This window comes from Selenomonas sp. ND2010 (assembly GCF_000702005.1).
Classification (GTDB): domain Bacteria; phylum Bacillota; class Negativicutes; order Selenomonadales; family Selenomonadaceae; genus Selenomonas_A.
Window position 1 is genome coordinate 69,514 of record NZ_JNKI01000011.1, and the last position, 25,532, is coordinate 95,045.

26 protein-coding genes, 1 pseudogene and 1 other annotated feature are annotated in these 25,532 nt (G+C 48.9%); of the genes and pseudogenes, 23 read left to right on the top strand and 4 right to left on the bottom strand.

Going from position 1 to position 25,532, the window contains the following annotated elements:
• Positions 1-247: 247 nt before the first annotated feature.
• On the bottom strand, positions 248-1,495 hold the full coding sequence (locus T504_RS0105615) for a hypothetical protein (RefSeq protein ID WP_033170078.1): 1,248 nt from the start codon (positions 1,493-1,495) through the stop codon (positions 248-250).
• Positions 1,496-1,709: 214 nt separating this feature from the next.
• Here T504_RS0105615 and T504_RS0105620 point away from each other — a divergent pair, with 214 nt between their 5' ends.
• On the top strand, positions 1,710-2,627 hold the full coding sequence (locus tag T504_RS0105620; protein ID WP_033170079.1) for a DMT family transporter: 918 nt from the start codon (positions 1,710-1,712) through the stop codon (positions 2,625-2,627).
• A gap of 109 nt (positions 2,628-2,736) precedes the next feature.
• Here the strand turns inward: T504_RS0105620 and T504_RS13830 are convergent, their stop codons facing one another.
• On the bottom strand, positions 2,737-3,765 hold the full coding sequence (locus tag T504_RS13830) for an SGNH/GDSL hydrolase family protein (RefSeq protein WP_051635226.1): 1,029 nt from the start codon (positions 3,763-3,765) through the stop codon (positions 2,737-2,739).
• A gap of 237 nt (positions 3,766-4,002) precedes the next feature.
• Between T504_RS13830 and T504_RS0105630 the strand changes: the two genes are divergently transcribed.
• The 10 genes and pseudogenes from T504_RS0105630 to T504_RS14910 all read left to right on the top strand — a co-directional run.
• Complete coding sequence (locus T504_RS0105630) at positions 4,003-4,311, top strand: PTS sugar transporter subunit IIB (protein ID WP_033170080.1); 309 nt, start codon at positions 4,003-4,005, stop codon at positions 4,309-4,311.
• Positions 4,312-4,318: 7 nt separating this feature from the next.
• Positions 4,319-5,641 carry a PTS sugar transporter subunit IIC gene (locus T504_RS0105635; RefSeq protein WP_033170081.1) on the top strand — a complete coding sequence of 441 codons (1,323 nt, stop codon included), beginning with the start codon at positions 4,319-4,321 and terminating at the stop codon, positions 5,639-5,641.
• Positions 5,641-5,961 carry a PTS lactose/cellobiose transporter subunit IIA gene (locus tag T504_RS0105640; RefSeq protein WP_033170082.1) on the top strand — a complete coding sequence of 107 codons (321 nt, stop codon included), beginning with the start codon at positions 5,641-5,643 and terminating at the stop codon, positions 5,959-5,961. The genes T504_RS0105635 and T504_RS0105640 overlap by 1 nt, the downstream gene beginning before the upstream one ends.
• A gap of 3 nt (positions 5,962-5,964) precedes the next feature.
• Positions 5,965-7,365: a glycoside hydrolase family 1 protein gene (locus T504_RS0105645; RefSeq protein ID WP_033170083.1), complete on the top strand. Its 1,401-nt coding sequence runs from the start codon at positions 5,965-5,967 to the stop codon at positions 7,363-7,365.
• 21 nt (positions 7,366-7,386) lie between these two features.
• The gene (locus T504_RS0105650) at positions 7,387-8,730 is read left to right on the top strand and encodes a glycoside hydrolase family 26 protein (protein ID WP_231473868.1); all 1,344 of its coding nucleotides are present in this window, start codon (positions 7,387-7,389) and stop codon (positions 8,728-8,730) included.
• Complete coding sequence (locus T504_RS0105655) at positions 8,727-9,446, top strand: GntR family transcriptional regulator (RefSeq protein WP_033170085.1); 720 nt, start codon at positions 8,727-8,729, stop codon at positions 9,444-9,446. The genes T504_RS0105650 and T504_RS0105655 overlap by 4 nt, the downstream gene beginning before the upstream one ends.
• 14 nt (positions 9,447-9,460) lie before the next feature.
• Positions 9,461-10,807, top strand: coding sequence for an S-layer homology domain-containing protein (locus tag T504_RS0105660; RefSeq protein ID WP_231473869.1), 1,347 nt, complete (start codon positions 9,461-9,463; stop codon positions 10,805-10,807).
• Between the two features lie 145 nt (positions 10,808-10,952).
• Positions 10,953-11,663, top strand: coding sequence for a GntR family transcriptional regulator (locus T504_RS0105665; protein ID WP_033170087.1), 711 nt, complete (start codon positions 10,953-10,955; stop codon positions 11,661-11,663).
• A gap of 30 nt (positions 11,664-11,693) precedes the next feature.
• Positions 11,694-12,659: a type I phosphomannose isomerase catalytic subunit gene (locus tag T504_RS0105670; protein WP_033170088.1), complete on the top strand. Its 966-nt coding sequence runs from the start codon at positions 11,694-11,696 to the stop codon at positions 12,657-12,659.
• Positions 12,660-12,935: 276 nt separating this feature from the next.
• A pseudogene (locus tag T504_RS14910) lies at positions 12,936-13,262 on the top strand (hypothetical protein); the annotation flags it as partial.
• Here the strand turns inward: T504_RS14910 and T504_RS14580 are convergent.
• Entirely contained in the window at positions 13,232-13,399 is a 168-nt protein-coding gene (locus T504_RS14580; protein WP_156033478.1) for a hypothetical protein, read from the bottom strand. The pseudogene T504_RS14910 and the gene T504_RS14580 sit on opposite strands and share 31 nt — an antisense overlap.
• 118 nt (positions 13,400-13,517) lie before the next feature.
• Positions 13,518-14,378 carry a D-amino-acid transaminase gene (gene dat / locus T504_RS0105680; protein ID WP_033170090.1) on the bottom strand — a complete coding sequence of 287 codons (861 nt, stop codon included), beginning with the start codon at positions 14,376-14,378 and terminating at the stop codon, positions 13,518-13,520.
• A gap of 237 nt (positions 14,379-14,615) precedes the next feature.
• Between dat and T504_RS0105685 the strand changes: the two genes are divergently transcribed.
• The 12 genes from T504_RS0105685 to T504_RS0105740 form a co-directional block, all read left to right on the top strand.
• On the top strand, positions 14,616-14,885 hold the full coding sequence (locus tag T504_RS0105685; protein ID WP_033170091.1) for an ACT domain-containing protein: 270 nt from the start codon (positions 14,616-14,618) through the stop codon (positions 14,883-14,885).
• 77 nt (positions 14,886-14,962) lie between these two features.
• A complete protein-coding gene (locus T504_RS0105690) occupies positions 14,963-16,324 on the top strand; it encodes a PFL family protein (protein ID WP_033170092.1) in 1,362 nt (453 codons plus the stop codon).
• Between the two features lie 60 nt (positions 16,325-16,384).
• Positions 16,385-17,020: an endonuclease III gene (gene nth, locus T504_RS0105695; protein WP_033170093.1), complete on the top strand. Its 636-nt coding sequence runs from the start codon at positions 16,385-16,387 to the stop codon at positions 17,018-17,020.
• A gap of 23 nt (positions 17,021-17,043) precedes the next feature.
• Positions 17,044-17,496 (top strand): N-acetyltransferase, encoded by a 453-nt coding sequence (locus T504_RS0105700; protein ID WP_033170094.1) that lies wholly within the window; start codon positions 17,044-17,046, stop codon positions 17,494-17,496.
• Between the two features lie 98 nt (positions 17,497-17,594).
• Positions 17,595-17,826 (top strand) — a binding site (T-box leader).
• Positions 17,827-17,907: 81 nt separating this feature from the next.
• Complete coding sequence (aroF, locus tag T504_RS0105705) at positions 17,908-18,921, top strand: 3-deoxy-7-phosphoheptulonate synthase (protein ID WP_033170095.1); 1,014 nt, start codon at positions 17,908-17,910, stop codon at positions 18,919-18,921.
• Entirely contained in the window at positions 18,918-19,814 is an 897-nt protein-coding gene (locus T504_RS0105710) for a prephenate dehydrogenase (protein ID WP_033170096.1), read from the top strand. Before aroF ends, T504_RS0105710 begins: the two co-directional genes overlap by 4 nt.
• 89 nt (positions 19,815-19,903) lie before the next feature.
• Positions 19,904-20,326, top strand: coding sequence for a UPF0158 family protein (locus T504_RS0105715; RefSeq protein WP_033170117.1), 423 nt, complete (start codon positions 19,904-19,906; stop codon positions 20,324-20,326).
• A gap of 2 nt (positions 20,327-20,328) precedes the next feature.
• On the top strand, positions 20,329-21,393 hold the full coding sequence (locus T504_RS0105720; RefSeq protein ID WP_033170097.1) for a DHH family phosphoesterase: 1,065 nt from the start codon (positions 20,329-20,331) through the stop codon (positions 21,391-21,393).
• A 155-nt stretch (positions 21,394-21,548) separates the two neighbouring features.
• Entirely contained in the window at positions 21,549-23,006 is a 1,458-nt protein-coding gene (locus tag T504_RS0105725; RefSeq protein ID WP_033170098.1) for a nicotinate phosphoribosyltransferase, read from the top strand.
• A 51-nt stretch (positions 23,007-23,057) separates the two neighbouring features.
• A complete protein-coding gene (locus T504_RS0105730; RefSeq protein ID WP_033170099.1) occupies positions 23,058-23,909 on the top strand; it encodes a shikimate dehydrogenase in 852 nt (283 codons plus the stop codon).
• 182 nt (positions 23,910-24,091) lie between these two features.
• Positions 24,092-25,123 carry a nucleoside hydrolase gene (locus T504_RS0105735; RefSeq protein WP_033170100.1) on the top strand — a complete coding sequence of 344 codons (1,032 nt, stop codon included), beginning with the start codon at positions 24,092-24,094 and terminating at the stop codon, positions 25,121-25,123.
• Positions 25,124-25,223: 100 nt separating this feature from the next.
• Positions 25,224-25,532, top strand: a 309-nt coding sequence (locus tag T504_RS0105740; RefSeq protein ID WP_033170101.1) for a helix-turn-helix domain-containing protein, incomplete at its 3' end; no start/stop codon positions are given.

Here is a 25,532-nt window from a genome sequence, read left to right on the forward strand (position 1 = left end):
TGAAGGTGTAAAATCGCTTATTGAGGTTGGGGAATAAAAGATGCCTGACCATCCAGGTTGCAGCATCCCTAAATCCTAAAGCTCTGTCAGGACGAAAGCAAACTCTATTATCTGGGTGGATATTCGCTGGCGGATTTGTTCTCCCTTTGGGCAGCTTACCAAACCGATAAATTCGCGGGCATTTTAGGGAGCCTGAGATTCAGACAGTGAGAGCCTTTGCGTGGCTGCTAAGTTCAGGTGTGTTATTTCATCGTAGTGGGGGAACGGTGAAACCTTTTTGAATGAATAGTTTTTCCATAGATGAATGGACATTGGTCAATGTTAAGTTTTTGCCCAGTGCTTTTTGTAGGATAAGAAATACACGAATTCCGGCAGAGGTGATGTATCCAAGTTTTGCGCAGTCAATTTCTGCTCCCACAGGCATACTGGTCGTTTTTATTTTTTCCCATGCTGTTAAAAGCTGTGGCGCTGTAAGGCTGTCAAGTCTGCCGCCTATGGATACTTTGAACATATTGTTTTCCAGAGCGTAGTTCATCTCGAAGGGCGTGGCTTGTTGTTCGGCGTTGTCAGCCGGCTGTCTTTGCTCATCCAGGGTTATAATCCAATAATGGCAATCGCTCATAGCGGTTTTGAAGTTTCTGATTTGTTCCTGCGTCAGCTGCCGGTAAATATTTAAGTTGGGGATGTGTTCAGCTAATGTTATTTTTTTGACTTTCATTCCGTGGCTGTTTATAAAATCCTCAGCTGTTTTTGTCGAGCGGATAATATCATCGGGGTTGACGATCAAAGGATTAGACAGGCTGGCTACATCAGACTGCTGTTGGGCGGTTTCTTTGGAGGCGGCCAGTTTTGCCGGTGAATCCTTGCCAAATATAGAACGGAAGGTGTAAAAAAATTGCAGTATAAATTCCGGGTCAGGCGTTATCCATAAACCGCCATGCTGTTCAAGCATGGCACGGATATTGGAAACGACAGTGTCTGCCTCATGTGCGTCAAAATACATCATCATACCCTCGGTGGTAATGCACAGCGGCCCGGTCACATTTTGCAGCGCAGTACGGATAGATTCATAGTTGGTGGCATCTATACCGTGAAAGGAGATTTCGTCAGAGCCTGCAGCAAGCGAGCGAATGATAGGCTCTATTTCCTGCACGACAATGGGCAGATCAAGCCCGATGAAACGCATGCCTGCCTTGGACAGGTGCAAGGCTTTTGGGGTATACCCGCAGGGCAAGTCAACACAAATAGGGCAGCCGGAATCTTTTATCAAAGAGCACATGGTGCGATATTTTGTTTCAACTACCAAAGCATTGCCCAGTACAACATCAGGGTCCGTCATATTCTGCAGAGGGTCATGATTTTCAAGTCCTAAGCAACGGACGATTGCGGAAGCATCCGAAATATCAGCGGCTGCCATAAGGCAGATGGCGGTTTTTGCTGTCATGAACACCGGGTTAGCTTGAGCCTGTGAATTTCGTTCAGTTTCAATTGTCATAAGGCAGACCTCCTCATATAGGTAGCTATGTGAAATTGGGGTTTTATTCGTCACCGGAACGCTTTTTTCCTGTTGGCAGACAATTCAAAATCCCAGCTTGTCTGATATTGCAGGAAAATTGTCAAACCGGTGGGAAGTCAATAAGTTGACAGTTTGCTATTAGCTGCAATATAATAGCCACGCAATTCTAAGAGAAGTTAAGGAGGTAATATTTTTGCGTAATTTACTAATTGGCTCGCTGCTCTTGTCGCTGGCCGGCAGTATTTGGGGCGCTATGTTTATTGCGGTCCGCCTGACCGTAGGCGTGATTACGCCTGTGGCTTTGGTTTGGCTGCGGTACGGTGTGGCGCTTGTCCCGCTGGTGCTTATTATGCTATATGAAAACATTTCCTGGAAAATCGAGCGCAAGGACTGGAAGCTCCTGCTTATTTCTGCGTTGACTGGTCAAACGCTCTCCATTGTCACGCAGGAATCGGGAACCATGCTGACATCCGCGCAGATGGGCTCGGTGATAACGGCGGCAACACCGGCATTTATGGTGGTGTTTGGCTGCCTGATCCTGCATGAGCGGTTTAATTTCAGCCGTCTGCTGTCCGTCGTTTTGGCAACGGTGGGGGTGCTGCTAATCGTCGTTGACCCGGAGAATCTGCAAACCGGCAGTCTTTTGGGCGGTGTCTATTTGTTTGTCGCAGCTATCACCTGGGCGTTGATGTCCATACTCTTGAAACTGCTCAGCCGCTATTCGGTGTTTACGCTGACTTTTTATAGTGTATTCATCGCGTTTTTGGTGCTGAGCCCCTATGGAATATGGTGGCTGATTAACGAAGCAAATTATGGGGCTTTGGCCATGCCGCAGATATGGGGCTCGGTACTTTATGTGGGGATGATCTCCACCACGGCAGGATTCGTTCTTTGGAGCAAGGGGCTGACCTATATGGATGCATCCATTGGCGGCTTGTTTATGTTCTTTCAGCCGATCGTTGGCACAATCTTAGGCTGGCTATTACTCGGTGAAGCCATGACCAGTTATTTTTTGCCCGGTTTTGCGCTTATTGCCGTCGGTGTAGTGCTGGCTATGAAGGGCGGCAATACAACGGCCGAGGAAAAATTGGCAAAAAGCCGCAGGCAATAAAGCAATTTGCGGCTGCATAGATAGAGAAAAACAGGTTCTGCAATACAATGACATGCAGAACCTGTTTTTTATTTAGCGCCGAAAAGCAAGCGTTGTCTGTCGTGTTTGCTTACCAGCCAAGGATTTCGGCAACTTTGTCCTTTAGATAAAGGGCAATTTTTTTTGACCCTTTTTTCAGGGGATGCGTGTTGTCGCCAGCATAATCGTTAGCATCCAGTAAAGGTTTTTCTTCATTCAACGGGATGAAATAGAGGGCATTATCGCCACGGGCTTTGCATTCATTCACGGCTGTTTTTATCCACTGTCGCGCCTCGTGTGGAAGCCAGCTGGGGACAGGCTCGATGACGATGATGGGGGTGTGGGGATTTATTTGCCGGATTGTTTGCAGAAGATTTTTATAGCCGCAAATGAAATCTTCGCGGGCAGGCGGATGTTCCTCGTCACCAAAATCATTCGTACCGAGCGAGATAAGGATGCCATCTATGGGGAAGTTTTGCGGATTCCAAAGATGGTTGGCGGGAGATTTTTTATCACGATAGAATGTCCAGGGATAGCGATCGGCAGTATGGACCCCATGCCCAGGCCAGCCTTCATCCCAGTTGTGGATGACACCTTCGCCGGATTTGCCCAATACGCTGTATTCAGCATCAAGCATTCGGGCCAGCTGCGGGCCGTAGGCCATATCGTTGTCTTCGATATCATCGTAGGGGGCATCGGGGGGACCGTCATTTTTGGCGCCGGCGGTAATGGAATCGCCGATGAATTCCAAGCTGCGTGCCTTGGGCGGAGCAGGGGGGAGCAGTGTTTCATTAGGTGCAAGCGAAAAACCGCGAAACTCGCTGATGCCCATATAGCCTTCGGTGGAACGCACCAGAAGAACTTTATGCTTGCCGGCAGCGAGTTTTTCCGCTAACAAGGTGTTTTCTCCTTGCGGACGGAAACGACGAAAGGGACTGTCATCGATGCTGATCCGCCACCAATTGCCGGAATCGATTAAATCGGCCATAAGCAGGGGGCCGGTGAAATTCGCTTTAATATAGGTAGCTCCTTGTGCACACCGGCAGGCTGCCGGAGACTTTTCCCAGCGGCCAAAATACTGGATTCCGGAAGCATTGGCAGGGATTTTCCGAACCATCATATAAAATACCTTCTTTCAGAAAAATAAGGGTAAGCTATGCCATTATCAGATTCATTATAGTTACAGAGAGGGAGTGATGTCAATAAAGGATATAATGAAAGTAATTAATGTAATATAAATAACTAACAAAAGTTATATCTTTTGTTGACAAAGGGGTTAACTAATAATATAATAAGGGCGTAGGAAGATGAAACGATAAAAAATTACCTACATTTAATTTATAGGGGAGGATTTAACATGAACATCTTTTTGGTTTGCAACGCAGGTATGTCGACTTCGATCCTGGTGAAGAAAATGCAGGAGGCTGCTGCGGCTAAGTCCTTGGCGGATACGCATATTGAGGCGTTCAGCGTGGAGGTGCTGGATCAAAGGGCAGCGGAAGCGGATGTTGTGCTGCTGGGACCACAGATCCGCCATATGAAAGGCGATGTGGAGAAAATCCTTGCAGGACGATGCCCTGTGGAGGTCATCAATATGCAGGACTATGGAATGATCCGTGGCGATAAAGTATTAGCAAAAGCATTGCAGTTGCTGGGAAAGGAGTAAGCGGATCATGAGCGGAGTGATTTCTGGTTTTGAACGGGTAATGATGCCGCTGGCTGCGCGTATTTCCGGCAATAAATATTTGCTGGCAATGCGGGATGCTTTTTCCATGCTGCTGCCGTTCATTATCGTTGGTTCTTTCTTTGGCATCATTCAGTGGGTGCTTTTAGATCCCTGGGGAACGGTAATGGGAGCCAATGGCCTTAACTTAGGCGCATCTTTTACTGGTTTGGATACCGCTAGTGATGCCTATAAGAATTCAGCGTTTGTGCATAGCATGCAGGTTATCCAAGGGTTATGCAATAACGTGGTGACGGTAGGCTTTGGCGTGTTCTCTTTCCTGCTGGTGGCAGCTTTTGCCTATCGGCTGGGGACAATCTGGGGCGGCGATCCCTTTGCCAATGCGCTGACGGCTTTAGGGGCCTTCATCATTGTCACACCGCAGAGTGTAGGTGATGTTGGTGCCTTTGACTTGTCATATTTTGGCAATAAAGCGGTGCTTACGGCAATTATCGTAGCTACGGTGTCCTCGAAACTGTTCATCAATCTATCGAAGAACAAGAAGCTTACGATCAAGATGCCGGATACCGTGCCGCCGGCAGTAGCCAATTCCTTTGCCGTGCTGATGCCGGTGTTCATTACCTTATTTACCTTTACGCTGTTTTCGACGTTCTTGGCACAGATGGAGTTTATGGGCAGCAAGGCGCTCAATGATTTGATTTATGCGCTTATCCAGGCACCGTTGATGGGCTTTTCGCAGGGCATTGGTTTCTCGCTGCTCTATCAGGGGATTGTCTGGTTCTTCTGGTGGTTTGGCATTCATGGGCATAATGTGACTGCAGCCATCCAGAATATGGTCTATATGCCGGCGCAGCTGGCCAATCAGTCGGGCGATGCGGCCTATATTTTCTCCAATGGTTTCTTTGAAGCGGGACTTATGCATGTGCTGGGGCTGCTTATTGCCATTTTCCTCTTCTCCAAGCGTGACAGCTGGCGGGCAGTGGCCAAGGTTGGCTTTCCGGCGATGCTCTTCAATATTCAGGAACCGATTGCCTTTGGGTTGCCAATCGTGTTGAATCCGCTTTTGCTGATTCCGTATATTTTGGCGCCGCTCGCCAATACCATAGTGGGCTGGCTGGCTGTTTCGGCAGGGCTCGTACCTATCTTCAAATATGTAGTGCCATGGACGATGCCCCTGTTCTTTGGCGGCACGATCGGGACAGGATCGCTGGCTGGCGGCATTTTGCAGCTGGTGTGGCTGGCGATGGATATCTGCATCTATGCACCATTTGTCATTGCCGGCAATAAAATCAAGGATACGGAGGAAGAATGATGGACGAAAAGACAGTAGAACAATCGATGCAGCTGATCTTGCATTCGGGGACGGGGCGTTCAGCGGTGATTGAAGCGATACAAGCATTGGTCAAAGACCATGATATTGAAAAGGCCAGAAAAGCGATTGAAGCAGCGGGCCAGGAAATCGGCAAGGCCCATGATATCCAGACGGCGATGATGAGCGCAGAGTGTGATGGGCAGCCGGTCGAGAAAAGCATCCTGCTGATTCATGCCCAGGATCATTTCATGACTTCGCTGGCGGTGCGGGACATGGCAAAATTGATGGTTGATTTGTATGAAGATGTGAAGAAGGGGTAATCTATGGCCAAGCAGTATCAATTCCCAGAGAATTTTTGGTGGGGAGCGGCTACGTCCGGCCCCCAGTCGGAGGGGCGGTTCCATAAGGCCCACCGGAATCTCTTCGATTACTGGTATGATCAGGCGCCGGAGGCATTTTTTGCCGGCGTAGGCCCCAATGTGGCTTCTAATTTCTACAATGATTTCCGTCAGGATATTGCCCTGATGAAGCAGGCCGGCTTGAATTCTGTCCGCACGTCCATCCAATGGTCACGTCTCATAAAGGATTTGGAAACCGGCGAACCGGATGCAGATGGTGTGCGCTTCTATAACGAAGTCATCGATGAATTCCTGCGCCAGGGCATCCGTCCGATCATGAACCTGCATCATTTCGATCTGCCCTATGCGCTTTACGAAAAATATGGCGGCTGGACGAATAAGAAAGTTGCTGTGCTTTTTGCCGATTTTGCCGAAACGTGCTTTGCGCTTTTTGGCGACCGGGTCAAGGAGTGGACGACCTTCAATGAGCCGATGGTAGTAGCTGAAGGCGAGTATCTGTATCGATTCCATTATCCGCTGCAGGTCGATGGGAAAAAGGCCGTGCAATGCATTTATAATCTCAACCTGGCTTCGGCGATGGCGATTGAGCGTTTCCGTCAGTCGGCGTGCCAAAAGCAGGGCGGGCGCATTGGTATCGTAATCAACCTGACCCCTGCTTATCCGCGGTTTGAGGCTGCCGAAGACCTGGCAGCAGCAGCGTTTGCTGAAACGTTCAAGAACAAGGCATTCCTTGATCCGGCCGTCAAGGGCGTTTTCCCGCCGAAGCTGGTGGAAATCCTGCGCAAGGATGGTGTGCTTTGGGAAAGTACGCCGGAGGAACTGGCCTTGATCCAAAGGAATACCGTTGATTTTTTGGGCGTGAATTACTATCAGCCTTTCCGGGCGCAGGCGCAGACGGCTTTCGATGATTCAGAAGGCTGGCTGCCGGAGAAGTATTTTGCGCCGTATGAAATGCCGGGCCGACGCATGAATCCGTATCGCGGCTGGGAAATCTATCCGCAGGCAATCTACGATATTGCCATCAACATCCGGGACAATTATGGCAATATTCCCTGGTATGTATCCGAAAACGGTATGGGCGTGGAAGGCGAGGAAAAATTCCGGCAGGCAGATGGCACGATTGCCGATGATTATCGGATCGATTTTATAAAAGAGCATCTGGCGTGGCTGCATCGGGGCATTGCCGAAGGCTCGAATTGCTTCGGCTACCATCTTTGGACCCCCATTGACTGCTGGTCGTGGTCCAATGCCTATAAGAACCGCTATGGCCTGATTGCGCTGGATCTGGTCAATCAGCAGAAGACGTTGAAAAAGTCTGCATACTGGTTCAGGGATTTGGCTGCCCATAATGGCTTTACGGAGTAGTAGCGGAAGGAGTGTTTCTTGATGAAAAAAAGATTGTTGGCAATGGCGGTCGGCTTGTCCTTGAGCATGCCATTATTTTCTGGTGTGGGACACGCCAGTGTGCTGGATAATCCGCAGGATAAAGCGTATGTGCAGCGCAGCGTGCTGCCAGATCATGGCAAAGCCCAAAAGGAAGCGCTGACGCTGGCGCAAGTGGAAAATTTGGCTCCGTTGGCCAATAAGGTGGTGGATAAACAGCTGACGCCAGAGGCAGCCAGGCTCTATCGGTATCTGTTGGCTGTTCCGCAGGCAGGGAAAGTCATCTACGGCCATCAGAATGACACGCATCACAAGATGTTCCGGGTGGATAGCGGCAGCGAGTCTGATTGTAAGGATGTGACGGGCAGCATCGCCGGGGTCGTGGGCATGGATTCGTTATCGCTTACTGGGGATGAATTGAAAGTAACGGCTGCAGAAAAGGCAGCTGGTGTGACGTATACGGATAAACTGGTGGAGATTGCGGCGAATGCTGACAAGCAGGGGGCAATCATCACCTTATCGATGCACATGCCGAATTTTGCGGTCGTAGCGAAAAAGCCGCGCGTGAATGGTGCTTACGATTTTCAAGGCTATAGCCCCAATGTCTTGACCGGCGATGTAGGAAAAAGGATTCTGCCGGGGGGAGACTTAAATGAAGTTTATCGTGCTTATCTGGATATGGTGGCAAACTTTGCGCTGCGTCTGCAGGATAAGCATATTCCGGTGATTTTCCGCCCGCTGCATGAACATAATGGAAGCTGGTTCTGGTGGGGAGGACAGAATATCAGCAGCAATGATTTCTTGGCATTGTGGAAATATACGGCAGAATATATGCGCGATGTGAAAGGCGTGCATAATTTCCTCTATGCGTATTCGCCCAATGGCCCCTTTGCGGATGCGGCTGCTTATTTGGACCGTTATCCTGGCGATGATTATGTGGATATATTCGGTGTGGATACCTATGATGATGATCAAAGCGGCAGCTGGTATAAGAATCTTTCCCAAACGTTGGCGGTTATGGAAAAACTGGGGCGGGAGCGGCATAAAGTCATTGCCCTTACAGAAGCCGGTGTACGCAGAGGTGGCAGCCTGGCTGTACGGGATAATGTGGATAAAAAGTGGTTTTCCAAGGCCGGAAAAATCTGCCGGGAACATAAGGCTGCTTATTATATGGTATGGGCCAATTTTGACAAAGAGGAACATAATTTCTTTATGCCCTACATGGTAGATGATAAGCGCGGGCATGAGATGATCGATGAATTCACCGCGTTCTATAATGCACCGGAATCCATCTTTGCCGATGGCAATACCAATTACAGGAAACTGCAGGCAGGTACGGTGAAATGAGCAGTCAGGCAAAATACCAGCAAGTGGCAGATAGAATCCGTAAGGCGATTCGCAAGGGGGCATACCTTCCGGGAAGTCAATTGCCACTGGCGAAGGATCTGTGTGTAGAATTTGCGGTCAGCCGTATCACCATCAAACGAGCAGTGGATGAGCTGGTGCATGATGGATTGGTGGTAAAGCGGCGAGGAGCAGGGACTTTTGTCAAAATTATGGATGATACTGCTATGTATAAGTTAAGTCAATCTCCTCAGTTCGGTGGTTTTTCGGAATATTATCATGGGCATAAGATACATACGGAGGTATTGCATTTTGCAATCATTCATCCTGCGGTAGATGTGGCCGAGCAGCTGAAAATATCCGAAGACGATTTCGTTTATGATATTCAGCGCCTGCGCTGTGCGGATGGTGAACCAGTGGTTATCGAATATACCCAGATGCCGATGGAACTTATTGCTGGGCTGAAAGAAAAACATTTAAAGGATTCTCTTTATCGCTATATTGAAGGAACTTTGGGGCTGCATATCCAGTCGGCACATCGTACGGTAAGAGCTGTTATGCCCACAGAGGAAGAACAGAAACGATTGGGAATAACGGAGGAAATGCCGTTGTTGGAGGTGCAACAGACAGCTTTCTTATCGGATGGCCGTCCGTTTGAGTATTCCTTGTCCCGTCATCGTGGCGATAAAATGAACTTTAAGGCAGTGTCGGTAAGATAATGAGGAGGAAGAGTATGCAAAAAAAATCTTTTTTGCCGGTGTTGGCGCTCGGTATGGGATTGACAGCGAATTGTTATGCTGCCGACAATCCTTTTGCAGATGTTCCGGCAGATCACTGGGCTTATGATGCTGTATCACAGCTGGCAGCTGATAATATCTTGGAAGGTTATGAGGATAAAAGTTTTCGCGGCAATCATCAGATTACCCGTTATGAAATGGCACAGATGGTGGCAAAAGCACGTGCTAAGGCTAGCAGCGGTGAGGATAAAGTGCTGGTAGAGAAATTAACGGCAGAATTTCAGGCAGAATTGGAACAGCTGGGGGTTAAAACAGCCAATTTGGAAAGGAATGCCGATCGGGTAAAATGGAGTGGCGTTTTTGCACAAAAAGCTATGAAAGGCAATCCTGATGAACACACTTGGTGGGAAAAAGAATTGTTCCTCAATGTGGATGCGGCAGTCAATGAAAACTGGAATGTTCATGCCGGTGTTGATACGAAGTGGGGAAGCAAGGAAGGCTGGAATAGTGAAGAAGGGTTTGCGGATGCCTATGGAGCGTCTAATGTAAACGTATCGAGTATGCTTTATCAATTATATGCGAAAGGAGCAGCTTTTAAGGGAGCATTCGCGACATTAGGGTTATTTACGCCTGGCTTACAAGAAGGTTTTGTTGGTAATGCCAGAACAAAAGGAATGGAACTGGATTATCAAATAAGGAAGACAAGCTTGAAGGCTTATGGTGGTAATCTGCATGAAAAGGTCTCCGATATGTCGTCTGCTTGGTCCGATGCGTTTCGCCGGCATGGCAATCGTGGGGACTTTGAATACGTTGGTACAGGTGCAGGTGGTACAGAAACAGGGTTTAAAGATCAAAGACTGCGGGCATGGGGCTTGGCTGCAGAACAACGATTTACGGATTGCACAACGGCAGGTATCGGGTATTATAATCTGCATTCACCGGTCGCTTATGGCGACAGTCATTTGGGCATTGTGGCCGTTAATCTGCGTCAGCGCTTAGCCGATGCTTGGGAGCTGTCCGGTTTCTATTCGCATGGCAATCAGCATTATCAGAACAAAGCCTATGATGTTAAATTCATATACAATGGCAGTCCCTGGGGGGACAAAAAAGTTGGTGGATCTTTCGGCTATCGTTATCTAGGTTCCGATGCCCTGATTATGAGCAGTGTAGTTAATGGCAGTGAAAAGCCGGGACGCAAGGGATGGGAGGCCAGTCTTTGGTATCATTTCATGAAAAATATCCAAATACAAGGGTATCTATTTAATGGTACTGCAATAAATAAGGCGTACGATAACGGTGCTCATCGTACGGCGTATTTTACAAGCCTGCTGTTCAGTTTTTGATTTATCCGGATTATGAGGTAGGCCTTCGCGGGAAGGCTGGGAATATTGCGCTCTTTGAATCAAATTGCGAATATGTGCTCTTGTTTGTACTTTTTAATAATACGCTATATAATAAATGTATATATGTGCAAGGAGGGCGGCAGTCGTGTTGAAGTATGAGGCAATAGCCAGAGAACTTAGAGAGGATATACAACAGGGAAAATATACCCCCGGTGAACAATTGGCACTGGAAAAGGAAATGTGTCAGCAATATGGCGTTAGCCGCATAACGATAAAACGGGCTGTCGATGAATTGGTTAAACAGGGACTGGTAGTCAAACGGCGCGGGTCGGGAACTTTTGTAAAATCGCTCAAGGACGAAGACGTGAAGGAACTGAGCATGGCGAATCAGTTTTCTGGATTTGCCGCGACTTTCAAGGGCCGCAAGGTCGATTCGAAAATATTGCGATTCGAGATTATCCACCCGACGGCAGAGGTGGCTGCTAAATTGCAATTGGCTGTGGACGATTTCGTTTACGATATTATCCGGGTAAGGCTTTTGGATGATCGGCCGGTGGTGGTGGAATATACACAAATGCCGATTCAGTTGATTGCAGGGCTCAAGCGGCAGACGTTGGAAAAATCGATTTACAGTTATATTGAAAAGGATTTGGGCTATAAGATCCAGTCTGCCCATCGTACAGTGCGCGCTGTAATGCCTACGGCTGAAGAACGCGAGCAGCTGCAGATAGAGGGGGTGCTTCCCTTGCTGGAGGTCACACAGGTGGCCTTCTTGGACGATGGACGCCCGTTTGAGTATTCGATTGCCCGTCATCGAGGCGATTACAGCAATTTCCGCTCGGTGAGCATCCGCTGAGGGAAACTTAGAAAATGGAGTGATGTATTGATGTTGGAACCTATGCTTTTGAAGGCACCGTTGAAAGATTATCTTTGGGGCGGCAACCGTTTGAAACATGAATACGGTAAGACATCTGATTTAGATATCGTGGCAGAAAGCTGGGAACTTTCCTGCCATGAGGCAGGATTGAGCGTAATCGATAGCGGTGCGCATAAAGGCAAAACCCTGGCGGAACTTTTGACTGGGGCGGGCAGGGCTATGCTTGGAAGCAAGGCTAAAGACATGGATTATTTCCCCTTGCTGATCAAATTCATCGATGCCAAGGGGGATTTGTCGGTACAGGTTCATCCAGATGATGAGTATGCGCTGCGGGAAGAAGGCGAGCAGGGCAAGACGGAAATGTGGTATGTGGTCGATGCAGAACCCGATGCGAGCCTTATCTATGGTTTTCAGCAGAAAATCAGCAAAGAAGAATTCGAGCGGCGCATTGCGGATAATACCCTGCTCGAAGTTTGCAACAAGGTGCCGGTACATAAGGGCGATGTGTTCTTCATCAAGGCCGGTACACTGCATGCCATCGGCAGTGGTATCCTGATTTATGAGGTACAGCAAAGCTCCAATCTGACGTATCGTGTCTATGACTATGGGCGCGTGGGCAAAGATGGCAAGCCGCGCCAGCTTCATATCGACAAGGCTTTGGCGGTAACCAAGTTAGAGGTGCCGCAGGCTGTGTCGGAAAAAATGGTGGATCTTGACTTGTTCCCGGATATTGCTGTCAAATTATTGGCGGAATGCAAGTATTTCAAAGTATATCATGGCAGTCTGCAGGGAAATAGCACGATGCATGCTGGGGAGGATTCTTTCCATTGCCTGACGGTACTGGATGGTGCTTTGACGCTTACTTCCGGGGATGAGAGCCTTACTATGGCAAAGGGAAAGACGGTTTTTGTGCCTGCGGGATTGGGCAATTATCAGTTGCAGGGACAGGCTGAGTTTATCCTAAGCAAATTATGACGCAGGAAAAGCTTCCCGGCATAGAGAAGAGACGGATATCATAAGTGGCGGCTCGCGAACGCTTTTGGGTTTGCGAGCCGCTTTTTCTTATATGGGGACTGAATGAAGTGTAAGATTTTCGTTTATTTTATCAACAATATTGACGTCGTGTCATTTTGATTATATAATACAAGCAATAAGAAAAGGTTACATGGTGTCATTTATAGGCTGGGGCCAAAGATTTTGGCAGAAATGCAAGCTGACTAGGGTGGAAAGGCATACAATGCGAATAGGGAGGGTGTGGCAATGCAATATACGGCCCATCTGCATACCTATCGCAACCGGGGACATATCAAAAGCTTCAAGCGGGACAGCCAAGGCCCGCTTTATATCCTGACGGGGGTGGCTGGCAATGTGCGTTATCCCGGCTTATGGATTGACCATCAGCTGGATGAGGTAGTGGCTCCCCAGCCCGAAACGGATAATTATCTCACCATGCGGGTGACGGACGAAGCGATAACTAACCATGGATTTTATCCTAACAAAAAGGTGTCCGGATGTTCCGGACACCTTTTTGTTAGGATGAACTTGCTTTATTTGGTGCGTTTTACCTTGTCGCCATAGATGGTCTTGAATTCGTCATGCAGTTCCTGGGGGATCGGTTTTTGGTCCATGATGTAAGGTTTTACCTGCTGGGCAAGGGCTTTCATTTCCGGGGCGGCCTGATAGCCCTGGTATTCCAAAGCGCGATGCAGGAACATCGATTCCTTTCATTAGTTATTTCATAAATAATCTATTGAACAGAATTAGATGAAATAAGTATAAATCCTGCAAAAAACGCAGAAAATAAATCATTAGAATGGCGTTATTTGCCCTTTTTTATGCTTGATAACATTCTTTTTGGATGAGTTTGCGGTAGCTTTCAAGCAGGCTCTGTGTAATCTTGCCAGGGGTGCCATTGCCAATCGTATGACCATCGATGGCAATGACTGGGGTAACTTCGAGGCTGGTGCTTGTGACGAAGGCCTCTTCTGCACTTAGGGCGAATTCCGGCGTAAAGGCTTTTTCGACGACAGTATAGCCGAGCTGCGGGATGATTTCTTCGAACAGGATGGAGCGTGTGACACCTTTGAGGATAAGATGGTCGGTGGGATGCGTCCAAATCAGTCCGTCTTTTACGATAAAGAAGTTGCTGCTTGAGCCTTCGGTAATCAGATTCGTATCCTTGCGAAACTGGATGGCACCCTGCAGACCTTTGTCATGAGCGGCCTGTTTGGCTAGTACACTTCCCAAAAGATTGAGACTTTTGATATCACAGCGCAGCCAGCGCAAGTCTTCAAACAAGAGGCATTCCATACCGTGTTCCTGCCATTGGCGGTTAGGTGTTGATTCGTGAATGGTCATGGAGAGATTCGGGATGACTTGGTCTGGGAAGGCATGGGTGCGTTTGGCGGTACCACGAGTAAATTGGAAATAAATGGTGCCGTCTTTGATGCCACTTTTGGCGATGAGGTCGTAGTGGATGGCAGTGAGTTCTTCATCCATGTAGGTGATGGGGATGCGCAGTTCGCGCATGGAACGGCGGCAGCGGGCTAGGTGGCGGTCCAGGGCAAAGCATTTGCCGTTATAGACGCGGGTGACTTCATAGATGCCATCGCCAAACTGGTAGCCGCGGTCTTCAAGGTTAACCGATGCCGATTCAAGGGGGATGAATTGGCCGTTAAAAAATCCATATTCCATAGAGTAATCCTCCAATCAATAAATACTTCTTTCATTATAACGCGCTTTTTCCGATTTTGCCAAAGACAATTGTTAAAGTTAGGACATATGACATGTTTTTTTCGAAAGAATTTTCGCATGGCTATTGGTTTTTGCGGCTTACCTTGATATAATGAAGAAGATGATTTGTGTTGACACATTGTTCTATGGTTTACACAATAACAAGTAGAAGTTGGAATAAGAAGGAGAAATGTGTAAATGAAACTTGTAGTGACAGTCGTTGGTAAAGACCGTGTCGGTATCATCGCGATGGTTAGTCAAATCCTCGCCGAGAACAATGTCAATATTCTGTCTATCAATCAGAACATCATGGATGGCTTCTTCAACATGATTTTGATTGCTGAAATCAGCGAGAGTAAAATCAAGCTGGTGGATCTGCAGAAGACGCTCAAGGAGCGCGGACAGGAAATCAACGTAGATATTAAGGCACAGCATGAGGATATTTTTAACGTCATGCATAATATTTGACATGTCAAAAGTCAGATGTCAAAAGTCAATTGTCAATTGACAAGTCAGATTTGACCGTTTAGGAGGATTTTGAACCTGTGATAACAATAGATGACATTTTAGAAACCAATGCCATGATAACGGAGAATAAGCTCGACGTACGTACGATTACGATGGGGATTTCACTCCGCGATTGTGCGCATCCGAATATCAACCAGTTTTGCCAGAACGTCTATGACAAGATTACGAAGTCAGCAGAGTTTTTGGTGAAGACTGGCGAAGATATCGAGGCCGAATACGGAATCCCTATTATTCACAAGCGCATTTCGGTAACACCGATTGCCATTGCAGCAGATGCCTGCAAGACGGATTCTTATGTTCCGGTGGCAGAGGCAATGGACCGTGCGGCAAAGGCTGTTGGCGTAAATTTCATTGGCGGCTTTTCGGCGCTGGTGGAGAAGGGCTTTACGCATGGTGACCGCGTGCTTATCAATTCGATTCCGCAGGCGTTGGCTTCGACGGATCTCGTTTGCTCTTCGGTGAACCTCGGATCGACGAAGACGGGAATCAATATGGACTGCGTCCGTGAAATGGGTGAGGTTATCAAGCGTACGGCTGAACTCACGCGTGATACGCAGGCTTTGGGGTGTGCGAAGCTCGTAGTATTCTGCAACGCTCCTGGCGATAATCCGTTTATGGCAGGTGCTTTCCATGGTGTCAGTGAGGCGGACAAGGTGGTAAGTGTCGGCGTCAGCGGTCCGGGCGTTGTAAAACACGCGCTGGAAGGTCTTAAAGGGGCAGATTTCACGGAAGTTGCCGAGACGATAAAGAAGACGGCGTTCAAGATTACTCGCGTTGGCCAGCTGGTGGCTCGTGAGGCATCGAAACGCCTTGGCGTTCCGTTTGGTATCATTGATTTGTCCTTGGCACCGACGCCGGCCGTCGGTGACAGTGTGGCGCGTATTATCGAAGAGATGGGCATCGAAAGCTGCGGTGCTCCGGGCACGACGGCAGCATTGGCTCTTCTTAATGATGCGGTCAAGAAGGGCGGCCTTATGGCATCGAGCCATGTCGGTGGCCTTTCTGGTGCGTTCATCCCGGTCAGTGAGGATGAGGGCATGATTGCAGCCATCAAATCTGGCAGTCTCTCGATTGAGAAGCTTGAGGCTATGACTTGCGTATGCTCGGTAGGCCTCGACATGATCGCGATTGAAGGCGACACTTCGGCGGCTACGATTTCCGGCATCATTGCCGATGAGGCTGCAATCGGTATGATCAACAATAAGACGACGGCCGTTCGCGTCATCCCGGTTCCAGGCGCGAAAGTTGGAGATATGGTTGAGTACGGCGGCCTTTTGGGCTACTGCCCGATTGTACCGGTTCGGAACCAGTACAGTTCGGATGCGTTCATTGCCCGCGGCGGCAGAATCCCGGCGCCAATCCGAAGCTTGACGAACTAAAATTATATAGCCTTCCCTGCGGGGAAGGCTTCTTTATTCGGCGGACAAGAAGGTGTGAATATGCGGGTAACGAAAAAAATCAAGGAAGAACAGCTCGCCATTTTGGAAGAAACCTATCGTGGGGCCAAGCCGGAATTGGTGTTTTCCAATGCTTTTGAACTTTTGATCGCGGTGATTTTGTCGGCACAATGCACGGATAAACGAGTCAACGTGACGACCGCCCGCTTGTTTCAGAAGGCGGCGACGCCGGAGGCAATCCTGGAGATGGGATTGGCGCAGCTCGAAGAAGAGATTCGCGACTGCGGCCTTTTCCGCAATAAGGCGAAGAATATTTTGGCGGCCTGCCGGATTCTCTGCGAGAAATATGGCGGGCAGGTGCCGGATTCCTTTGCGGATTTGGAATCTTTGCCGGGCGTTGGGCGCAAGACGGCGAATGTTGTCATGAGTGTAGCGTTTCATCATCCGGCGATTGCGGTGGACACGCATGTGTTCCGCATCAGCAATCGGTTGAAACTGGCTGTTGGGACAACGCCCCTAGAAGTGGAAAAAGAACTGCAACGGGTAATTCCGCGCGAGAAGTGGTCGGATGCCCATCATTGGCTTATTTGGCATGGCCGTAAAATTTGCAAGGCGCGAAAGCCACTTTGCGGAACATGTCCGTTGGCTGATGTCTGCCCCAGTGTGATGGCAGAATGAATTTTCGGAAATGAGATGATTGAGTGAAATACCGTAAAGCAACATTTGATGATGTCGAGGCAATCTATGCGCTGGTGTCGGATTATGCGACCGATGGCGTGATGTTGGCTCGTTCGCGAAATACGCTCTATGAGACACTGCGTGATATGGTGATAGCAGAAAATGATGAGGGGGAGATTGTGGGCGTTGGTGGCCTGCACTTGATTTGGGACCGTCTGGCCGAAATCCGTACCATGGCGGTATCGCCCAAGATGACCCGTCAGGGAATCGGTGCCGAGATTGTGACGCGTCTCATTGACGAAGGAAAAGCCTTAGGCGTGGAGAAGTTCTTTACCCTGACGTATAAGCCGGGTTTTTTTCAGACCTTAGGGTTTCGTACCATTACCAAGGAAGAACTTCCGCACAAGGTTTGGAAGGAATGTATCGATTGTCCGAAATTCCCCAATTGTGATGAAATCGCGATGATTCGGGAGTGATGAAATAAATGTGTTTCACTGATGGAATAGCTTTACAAATCGTTTACAAAAAACTATTGACATTGTAGCGCTATCTTGATATATTATTAAGCAACAAGTGAAATGCATGGACGGAGAGAAGTAAATTGCAGGACTTCCTAAGAGAGCGGCGGGGTGGTGTGACGTCGTGAAGGACGCGATGGAAATACACTCCCGAGCAGCAGGCTGAACCTTTTAGTAGGCCGCGCCGGATGCCACCGTTATCATAGGCTAGGATATGTCAGTATCCGAATAGAGAGGCTTGCATCGGCAAGCAGGGTGGTACCACGGGTATATCAGCTCGTCCCTGTAGAGGGGCGGGCTTTTTCTATTTTCATTTTTCGCGAGATTATTTGCCAGCGTGCATCACAAAACTATTTGGAGGGAAGGAATATGATTATTGTAATGAGCCCAAACGCAACGAAAGAAAACCTTGATAAAGTTATTCATAAAGTAGAGGCAGCAGGCCTTAAGGTTCATGTTTCAACTGGTGAGGAAGTTACGATTGTCGGCGTTATCGGCGACAAGAAGAAAATCGCCGGTCTCGAGATGAACATGATGGAGGGTGTGGAGAAAACCGTCCGTATTACCGAAAAATATAAATTGGTCAGCCGTACCTGGCATCCGGAAGATTCCGTTGTTGATGTCGATGGCGTAAAAATCGGTGGCGACGAGATCGTCGTTATGGCTGGACCGTGCTCGGTGGAGAGCTTGGAGCAGCTGCGCGAGGCCGCTAAAGCGGTAAAGGCTGGTGGCGCACAGTTCCTTCGTGGCGGTGCATTCAAGCCGCGCACGAGCCCGTATGATTTCCAGGGGCTCGCGGAAGATGGCCTTAAAATGCTGCGTCAGGTAGCAGATGAGGTAGGACTTAAAGTAGTAACGGAGATTGTCGATAAGGATGATATTGAACTGGTTGGCAAATACGCCGATGTTTATCAGGTCGGTGCCCGCAATATGCAGAATTTCCAGTTGTTAAAGGCACTGGGACATGCTAAGAAGCCGGTTATGCTCAAACGCGGTTTGTCGGCAACGATTAGTGAGTGGCTCAATGCTGCCGAGTACATCATGGCCGGAGGCAATGAGAACGTCATCTTCTGTGAGCGTGGTATCCGTACGTATGAGACGTTTACCCGCAATACCCTCGACCTCAGTGCGGTAGCCGCCATCAAGGAGCTTTCTCATTTGCCGATTATCGTGGATCCGAGCCATGGCACGGGGCGTTGGCAGATGGTCAAACCGATGGCGCGGGCAGCGGTAGCCGCAGGTTGTGACGGTCTTATCATCGAGGTTCATCCGCATCCGGAAGTTGCCCTTTCCGATGGCGATCAGAGTCTTACGCCGAAAAACTTCAACCGCCTGATGGAAGACTTGGGTAAGATTGCGGAAGTCATGGGCCGGAAATTATGAGTGAAGAGCGGGTGAATCTGGCCATCATCGGCGTGGGCCTTATCGGCGGTTCTTTGGGCCTTTGCTTAAAGGAGAAGATGGGAGAAAACATCTACATAACCGGTCTTTGCCGTACGAAGGCTTCAATGGATAACGCGGTGAAGCTTGGCGCCGTTGACTATGCCGATGCGGATATTGAGACAGTAGTCAAGGATGCGGATATTGTCTTTTTGAGTCCGCCTGTTTTGCAAATTGTGCCGATGGTAGAGAAAATCCTGCCCTATCTGAAAAAGGGAGCAATCCTGACGGATGCTGGCAGTACGAAACAATATATCTGGCAGCATTTACAGAAAATCCTGCCGGAGGATGTGTATTACATCGCCGGACATCCGATGACCGGACGAGAAAAAAGTGGGGTCACGGCGGCGCAGAAAGATCTCTTTGTCGGCAAGGCTTATGTGATTGTGGAGGATACGGGAGCACCCAAAGAAGCGCATGAAAAGCTCATGCGTGTGCTTCGGCATACCGGGGCAAACTTCACGACGATGGATATTGCCAAGCATGACCGCTGTGCATCAGTTATCAGTCATGTGCCTCACGTGACGGCAGCAGCACTGGTAACGCTTTTGAATCGTACCGGAGGAGATTTGGATTCCTGTATCAAGCTGATTGGCGGCGGGTTCAAGGATACGACGCGTATCGCCTCGTCGAATGCGGATATGTGGGCAGACATCTGCATGACCAATGGAGAGGCTATCGTGACCAATCTCAAACAACTGCAGAATATTCTCGGTGAGGTCATTACGGCCTGTGAAAATCACGACCGTCAGGCGGTGCATGATTATTTTGTCGCATCGAAACAGCGGCGTGACAGCTTGCTCCAAAATGCTGCCAAAAAATTCGATACGAATTAACCGATAAAGTCTTTCCCGAAGGGGGAAGGCTTTTCTTTTTCCAGGAAACCGTGTACAATAAAAAAGAATGCAAAAACGGAGGCAATGATATGAAAGTTAAACTGAAAGAACTGGCGGCGGCCATGCGGGAATCCGATGTGCGGCAGAGCTATGTCGATATTGCACAGGGCAAGGTCATTCTGCTCGACGAGGATATGGGGGAGGAAGAAGCGCTCAATCATGTCTTTGATATTGAGGATGACTGGGAACATTATATTTCGGTGCCAAATGTCATCGATGACGATTTGCCAGCTATCATGCAAGGCTTTGCCGAAACCTGCAAGCGGGAGGATATCAAGGAACGCCTGCTGGAGGCATTGAAAGGGCCAGGGGCAGTGGCCCGATTTTATCATCAGGTAAAACATCTGTTATTAAAAAAGGCCTGGGAAGATTACCTTGACGAACGGCTGGTAGAGATTGCCCGTGACTGGTGCGAGGAAAATCAGCTGGAGTATGAAGATAAGGAGCGGTGACGATGCAAAAGAAGTCTCTTTCGAAGGTTGTGGCGGTAATGCTGGCAGCTTCCTGCGTGGCGATTCCCCTGCAGGCCATGGCGGCTGCGGTAGATTACACGAAACTTTATTCCGGTGTGGATTACCAGAATAAGACGACTTGTGTTATTGGCCCGGAAAGCCAGAATATGGATTCGGTGGGAGCGACCATCGGGTATGCCTATCTCAAATCGAAGCTGGGAATGGCGACAGAACCGCGGGTGGCAGCACCACTGAATCGCGATATGAGCTATATGCTGGAGTATTTCCACCTTCCGCAGCCGGCTGTTATGAACGATGCGACAGGCCAGCAGGTCATTCTCGTGGATCACAGCAGCTATGGGGCAGCCATAAATGGCATGAAAAAAGCCCGCATCGTGGAGGTCATTGACCGCCATAACTTGGGGGGCTTGCAATCCGATGGCTTGGTTTATTCGCGAAATATCCCGACGGCGGCGACTTCTTCTATCGTGTATCTTTCCTTCAAGGAAACTGGTGTCGATATGCCAAAGGCAATCGCGGGTGTTTTGTTTGCCGGGGTAATGTCAGCAACCGATAATTTACAGGGAAGCAATGTGACGGCGCTGGATCGTCAGGCCTATGAAGAGCTCAAGGGAAAGGCTGGGGTCGAGGACATTAACGGGTTCCATAAGGCATTGGAAAAAGCGGCGTTTACCCATGAGGGCATGAGTGACAAGGAAATCTTTGAGACGGATTGCAAGGACTACGCCGTAAAAGATTGGGCGATGACCATCAGTCAGTTGGAATGCCTCAATGACGAAGAGTTTGCCCAGATGAAGGAGCGCATGCTGGCATATATGAATAAGATTCCTGGCCGCAAAACTGGAATACTCTATTTCCTCGTGCTCAAAAACCGCAGCACGGGCGCAGCGGAACTCTTGTATACGGGGGATATGGCTGAGTCCGTAGCGAAAAAAGCCTTTGCTGGGGCGGATGCGAATCATGCGGTCCTCAAGAATAATGCAGACCGCAAGCGTGATGTCGAGCCGGCAATCCGCACGGAACTGGAACGTTATATGCAGTATTGATACCTGGAGAATAAGAAACAGCGCAGGCTGCAGGGCTTGCGCTGTTTTTGTGTGAATTTTTGCCAGAACCTGTTCAAAATGATATAATTACGATTGTATGATTTTTTTAGACGCGGCAGGTGTATTGGCATGTGCCCAAACAGGAGGTGTCTTTTTTGACACAGTTTGATAAACGAAACATTTCCATGATGATGGATTTTTATGAAATGACCATGGCGAATGGCTATTTCCAGGATCATGATAAAGACGTACAGGTGGCATTTGACGTATTTTATCGCGCCAATCCCGACAAGGGCGGCTTTGCGATTTTTGCTGGCTTGGAGCAAATCATCGAGTACGTGGAAAACATGGAATTTTCGAAAGAAGATGTGGAATACTTCCGTCAGCAGCATATCTTCTCGGAAGCGTTCCTGCAGTATTTGGAAAACTTCCATTTCTCCGGCGATATTTATGCTCTGCCGGAAGGCACGATCATGTATCCGAATGAACCATGCATCACGGTAGTGGCTCCGCTTATCGATGCGCAGCTGGTCGAAACGGCAATTCTCGCGCAAATCAATCATCAGTCTTTGATTGCGACGAAAGCCCGCCGCATTGTAAAAGCGGCCGATGGCCGGGCAGTATCGGACTTTGGCGCGCGTCGGGCACATAACATGGATGCGGCAACCTATGGAGCCCGTGCGGCTTATATCGGCGGCGTAGTTGGTACGGCGACGGTATCGGCAGGTCAGATGTTCAACATTCCGATTTCGGGCACGATGGCGCATAGTTGGGTTATGTTCTACAAGGATGAGTATACGGCTTTCAAGAAATATGCGGAGACTTATCCGGATGCAACGGTGCTGCTCGTAGATACCTATGATGTTATCCATTCGGGCATCCCGAATGCCATCCGCGTGGCGCATGAGGTCTTGGAGCCTATGGGCAAGCGTCTCGTCGGCATTCGCATCGATTCGGGCGATTTGGCGTACCTGTCCAAACGCGTGCGCAAGATGCTCGATAATGCCGGTTTGGAAGACTGCAAGATTGTCGTCTCGAACAGCCTCGATGAATTTACGGTCACGTCGCTTTTGAATCAGGGGGCCTGCATCGACAGCTTCGGTATCGGTGAGCGCCTGATTACGGCTAAATCCGAGCCGGTATTCGGTGCGGTCTATAAGCTGGCTGCCGTGGGCGAGAATGGGGAATTTGCACCGCGCATCAAGGTTTCGGAAAATATCGAGAAAATCACGAATCCGGGCCTTAAAGATCTCTATCGCGTCTATGATGCCGATGGTCATGCGGTGGCTGATATGCTGGCGGTGTGCGGGGAACCTATCGATCTTTCGGAGCCGTTCCGTTATGTCGACCCAGTCAAGCCGTGGAAGAACCGTACCTTTGAAGGCTGCACCATCAAAAATCTGCGCAAGCTCTATGTGCGTCAGGGCAAGCGCACGGAAGAGCTGCCGACGCTTGACGAAATCCGCACGTATGTCAAGCAACAGCTCGACAACGAGATTTGGGAAGAGGAGCAGCGCTTCGAAAATCCGCACCGCCATTATCTCGATATGACGCCGGCTTACTACGAGCTCAAGATGGAGCTGTTGTCTAAGACGCGCGAAGAGCACGCCTGAGCCTGGCTGACAGGTAAGCCAAGACGGTGACAAGATTCGGAGGGATTTGTGATGCTTACGGGAACGACCAAAAATCTTGCGGTAATCGGCTGGCCAATAGCGCATTCGCTCTCGCCGGTTTTACAGAATGCAGCTATTGAAAAGGCAGGTCTGGATTACGTTTATACCGCATTGCCGGTAAAACCGGAGGACTTGCCGGCAGCGGTGCAGGGCTTGAAGGCGTTGCAGTTTCGCGGCTGGAATGTCACGATTCCGCACAAGACGGCTATCATGCCCCTATTGGATGCTATTGATGAGGATGCGCGCATCATTGGAGCGGTCAATACGGTTGTCAATGATGAGGGCTGTTTGACAGGGTATAATACTGATGTAACAGGTTTTATCGAGGCGCTTTTGGCTGCGGGATTTGCACCGCAGGACAAGACGGCAGTGCTCCTTGGCGCAGGCGGCGCCGCCCGTGCTGTGGTCTGGGGCCTTATCAAGGCGGGCGTTACGGCTATCCATATTGGCGTGCGCAGCCCCAAGAAAGTCCAGCCGCTGGTTGACGAGTTCAGCACCTATGGCACGCTTACTGTCAGCCATTGGGAACAGGCAGACTTTGCCGCAAAACTTGCGGCGGCTGACTTGCTGGTCAATACGACACCGCTGGGCATGTTCCCGCAAACGAATGCCATGCCGCCCGTTGACTGGTCAAACGTCAAGGCGGATGCCTTTGTCTACGATATCATCTATACGCCCGCGGAAACGCGTTTACTGCGCGAGGCGCGCCTGCATGGACATCCCACGCTCAATGGCGAGGACATGCTCGTCGGCCAGGGTGCGGCTGCCTTTAGCAAATGGACGGGGGTACAGCCTGATATTGAATGCATGAAGGTTAAGCTGCGGGAAGCATTGGCGACATGATAACAGAATACATGGTTAATCCATAAAAAACAGGGAACAGCATCATCCACTAGGGGGATGCTGTTTTTTTGTACCAATAAGGATGCTGAAAGACATGGGAATAAGGGGAGGAAATGCGTTGTTTTTGGCGAAAAAAATAGAAAACATGTTATAGTATCGACCGTGAGAGGGAGGTAATGGTTATGAAAACTGCGCACAATTTTTTTTACGTTTGTTTACAAAACTGTTTTCTCATGATGTGCTTGTTGGTAAGTGGAGTAAGTTGGGGGGAGGCCAAGTCTGTATATCGGCAGCCAGTTATTTTTGACACGGATATTGGTAACTCGACCGATGATCTTTATGCTATGGATTTGCTTTACAAAATGGCTCGAGACGGGAAAGTGGATATCAAGGGAATCGTAGTAGATCGTCAGGGTGAGGGATTTGCTGCGCTGGCGGATATTATGAACACTTATTATGGATTCCCGGATATCCCTATCGGTGTAGAACGGCATGGTGTGGTAAACAGCAGGCTCTATATCGATTACCGCCTGTTGGATGATTTGAAAATGGCTGATGGTAGCAAGATGTTTGCCCGCACGGACAAAGATTTTCGGGATAATCTGGATGGGTATAAACTTTATCGCAAATTGTTGGCTGAAGCTAACGATCGTTCTGTTAAAATTATTGGCATTGGTTTTGTGTCCAGTTTGGTGCAGTTGTTGGAATCGGGGCCGGATGAATATTCGGATTTACCGGGCAGAGAACTGGTAAGGCGTAAGGTGGATTCTCTTTATTTTATGGCGACAAAGCTGGGGGAAAGCAAAGATCCAGGCTATAACCTGCGGTATGATCTTTCTTTGAGCAGACACTTTTTGAGTGAATGGCCAAGGGAGGTAAACGTGTATCTTTCTCCAAGTCCTGTGGGAGGAGCTATCGAGTATCCAGCGGAGACTGTCATGAAGGATTTGGCCGCTTTTGCTGTGCATCCCATCAAGGAAGTTTATCGCAATAAGGATTGCAGTACAGGTCAAAAGATGTGGGACTATCTTTGTGTGGTAAATGCGGTGGAGCCGAAGCGCTTTTCTTATTCCCGGCCAGGGTTTGTTTCTTTGAATGAAGTGGGGGAAATCTGCTATACCGAGGATCGTCAGGGCAATTATGTCTATCAGTTGCCGGGAAATAAAATATGGAATGAAAATATGCTGGACTTCTTACGATTTTATGGTAAGTAAGAGGCGGAAGAATAAATTGATGGAAGGGGCTGTGAAAGTGATATGCTCCCCCTATGAGAGACAGTAAAAAATAAAACTGTCATCATAGGGGGATTTTTCTATGCCAAACAAACAGAAAGTAGCAATGGAAGAAAAAGTAGAATATGTACGAGCTTATCTGCGCGGAGAAATTACTCAAGGTAGGATTAGCAAAGCAGCAGGAGTAAGCCTGGCCTCAGTACAAGTGTGGATTAAACGCTACAAAGCAGAAAGTGTTGACGGATTTTATACTGGCAATGGCAACAAAGTTTATACACCAGAAACAAAGACGAGGGCGGTCCTAGATTACTTGAGCGGTAAAGGCAGTCAGACTGACATTTGCCAGAAATATAAAATTCGTTCCAAGACTCAACTTCAGAAATGGATCAAG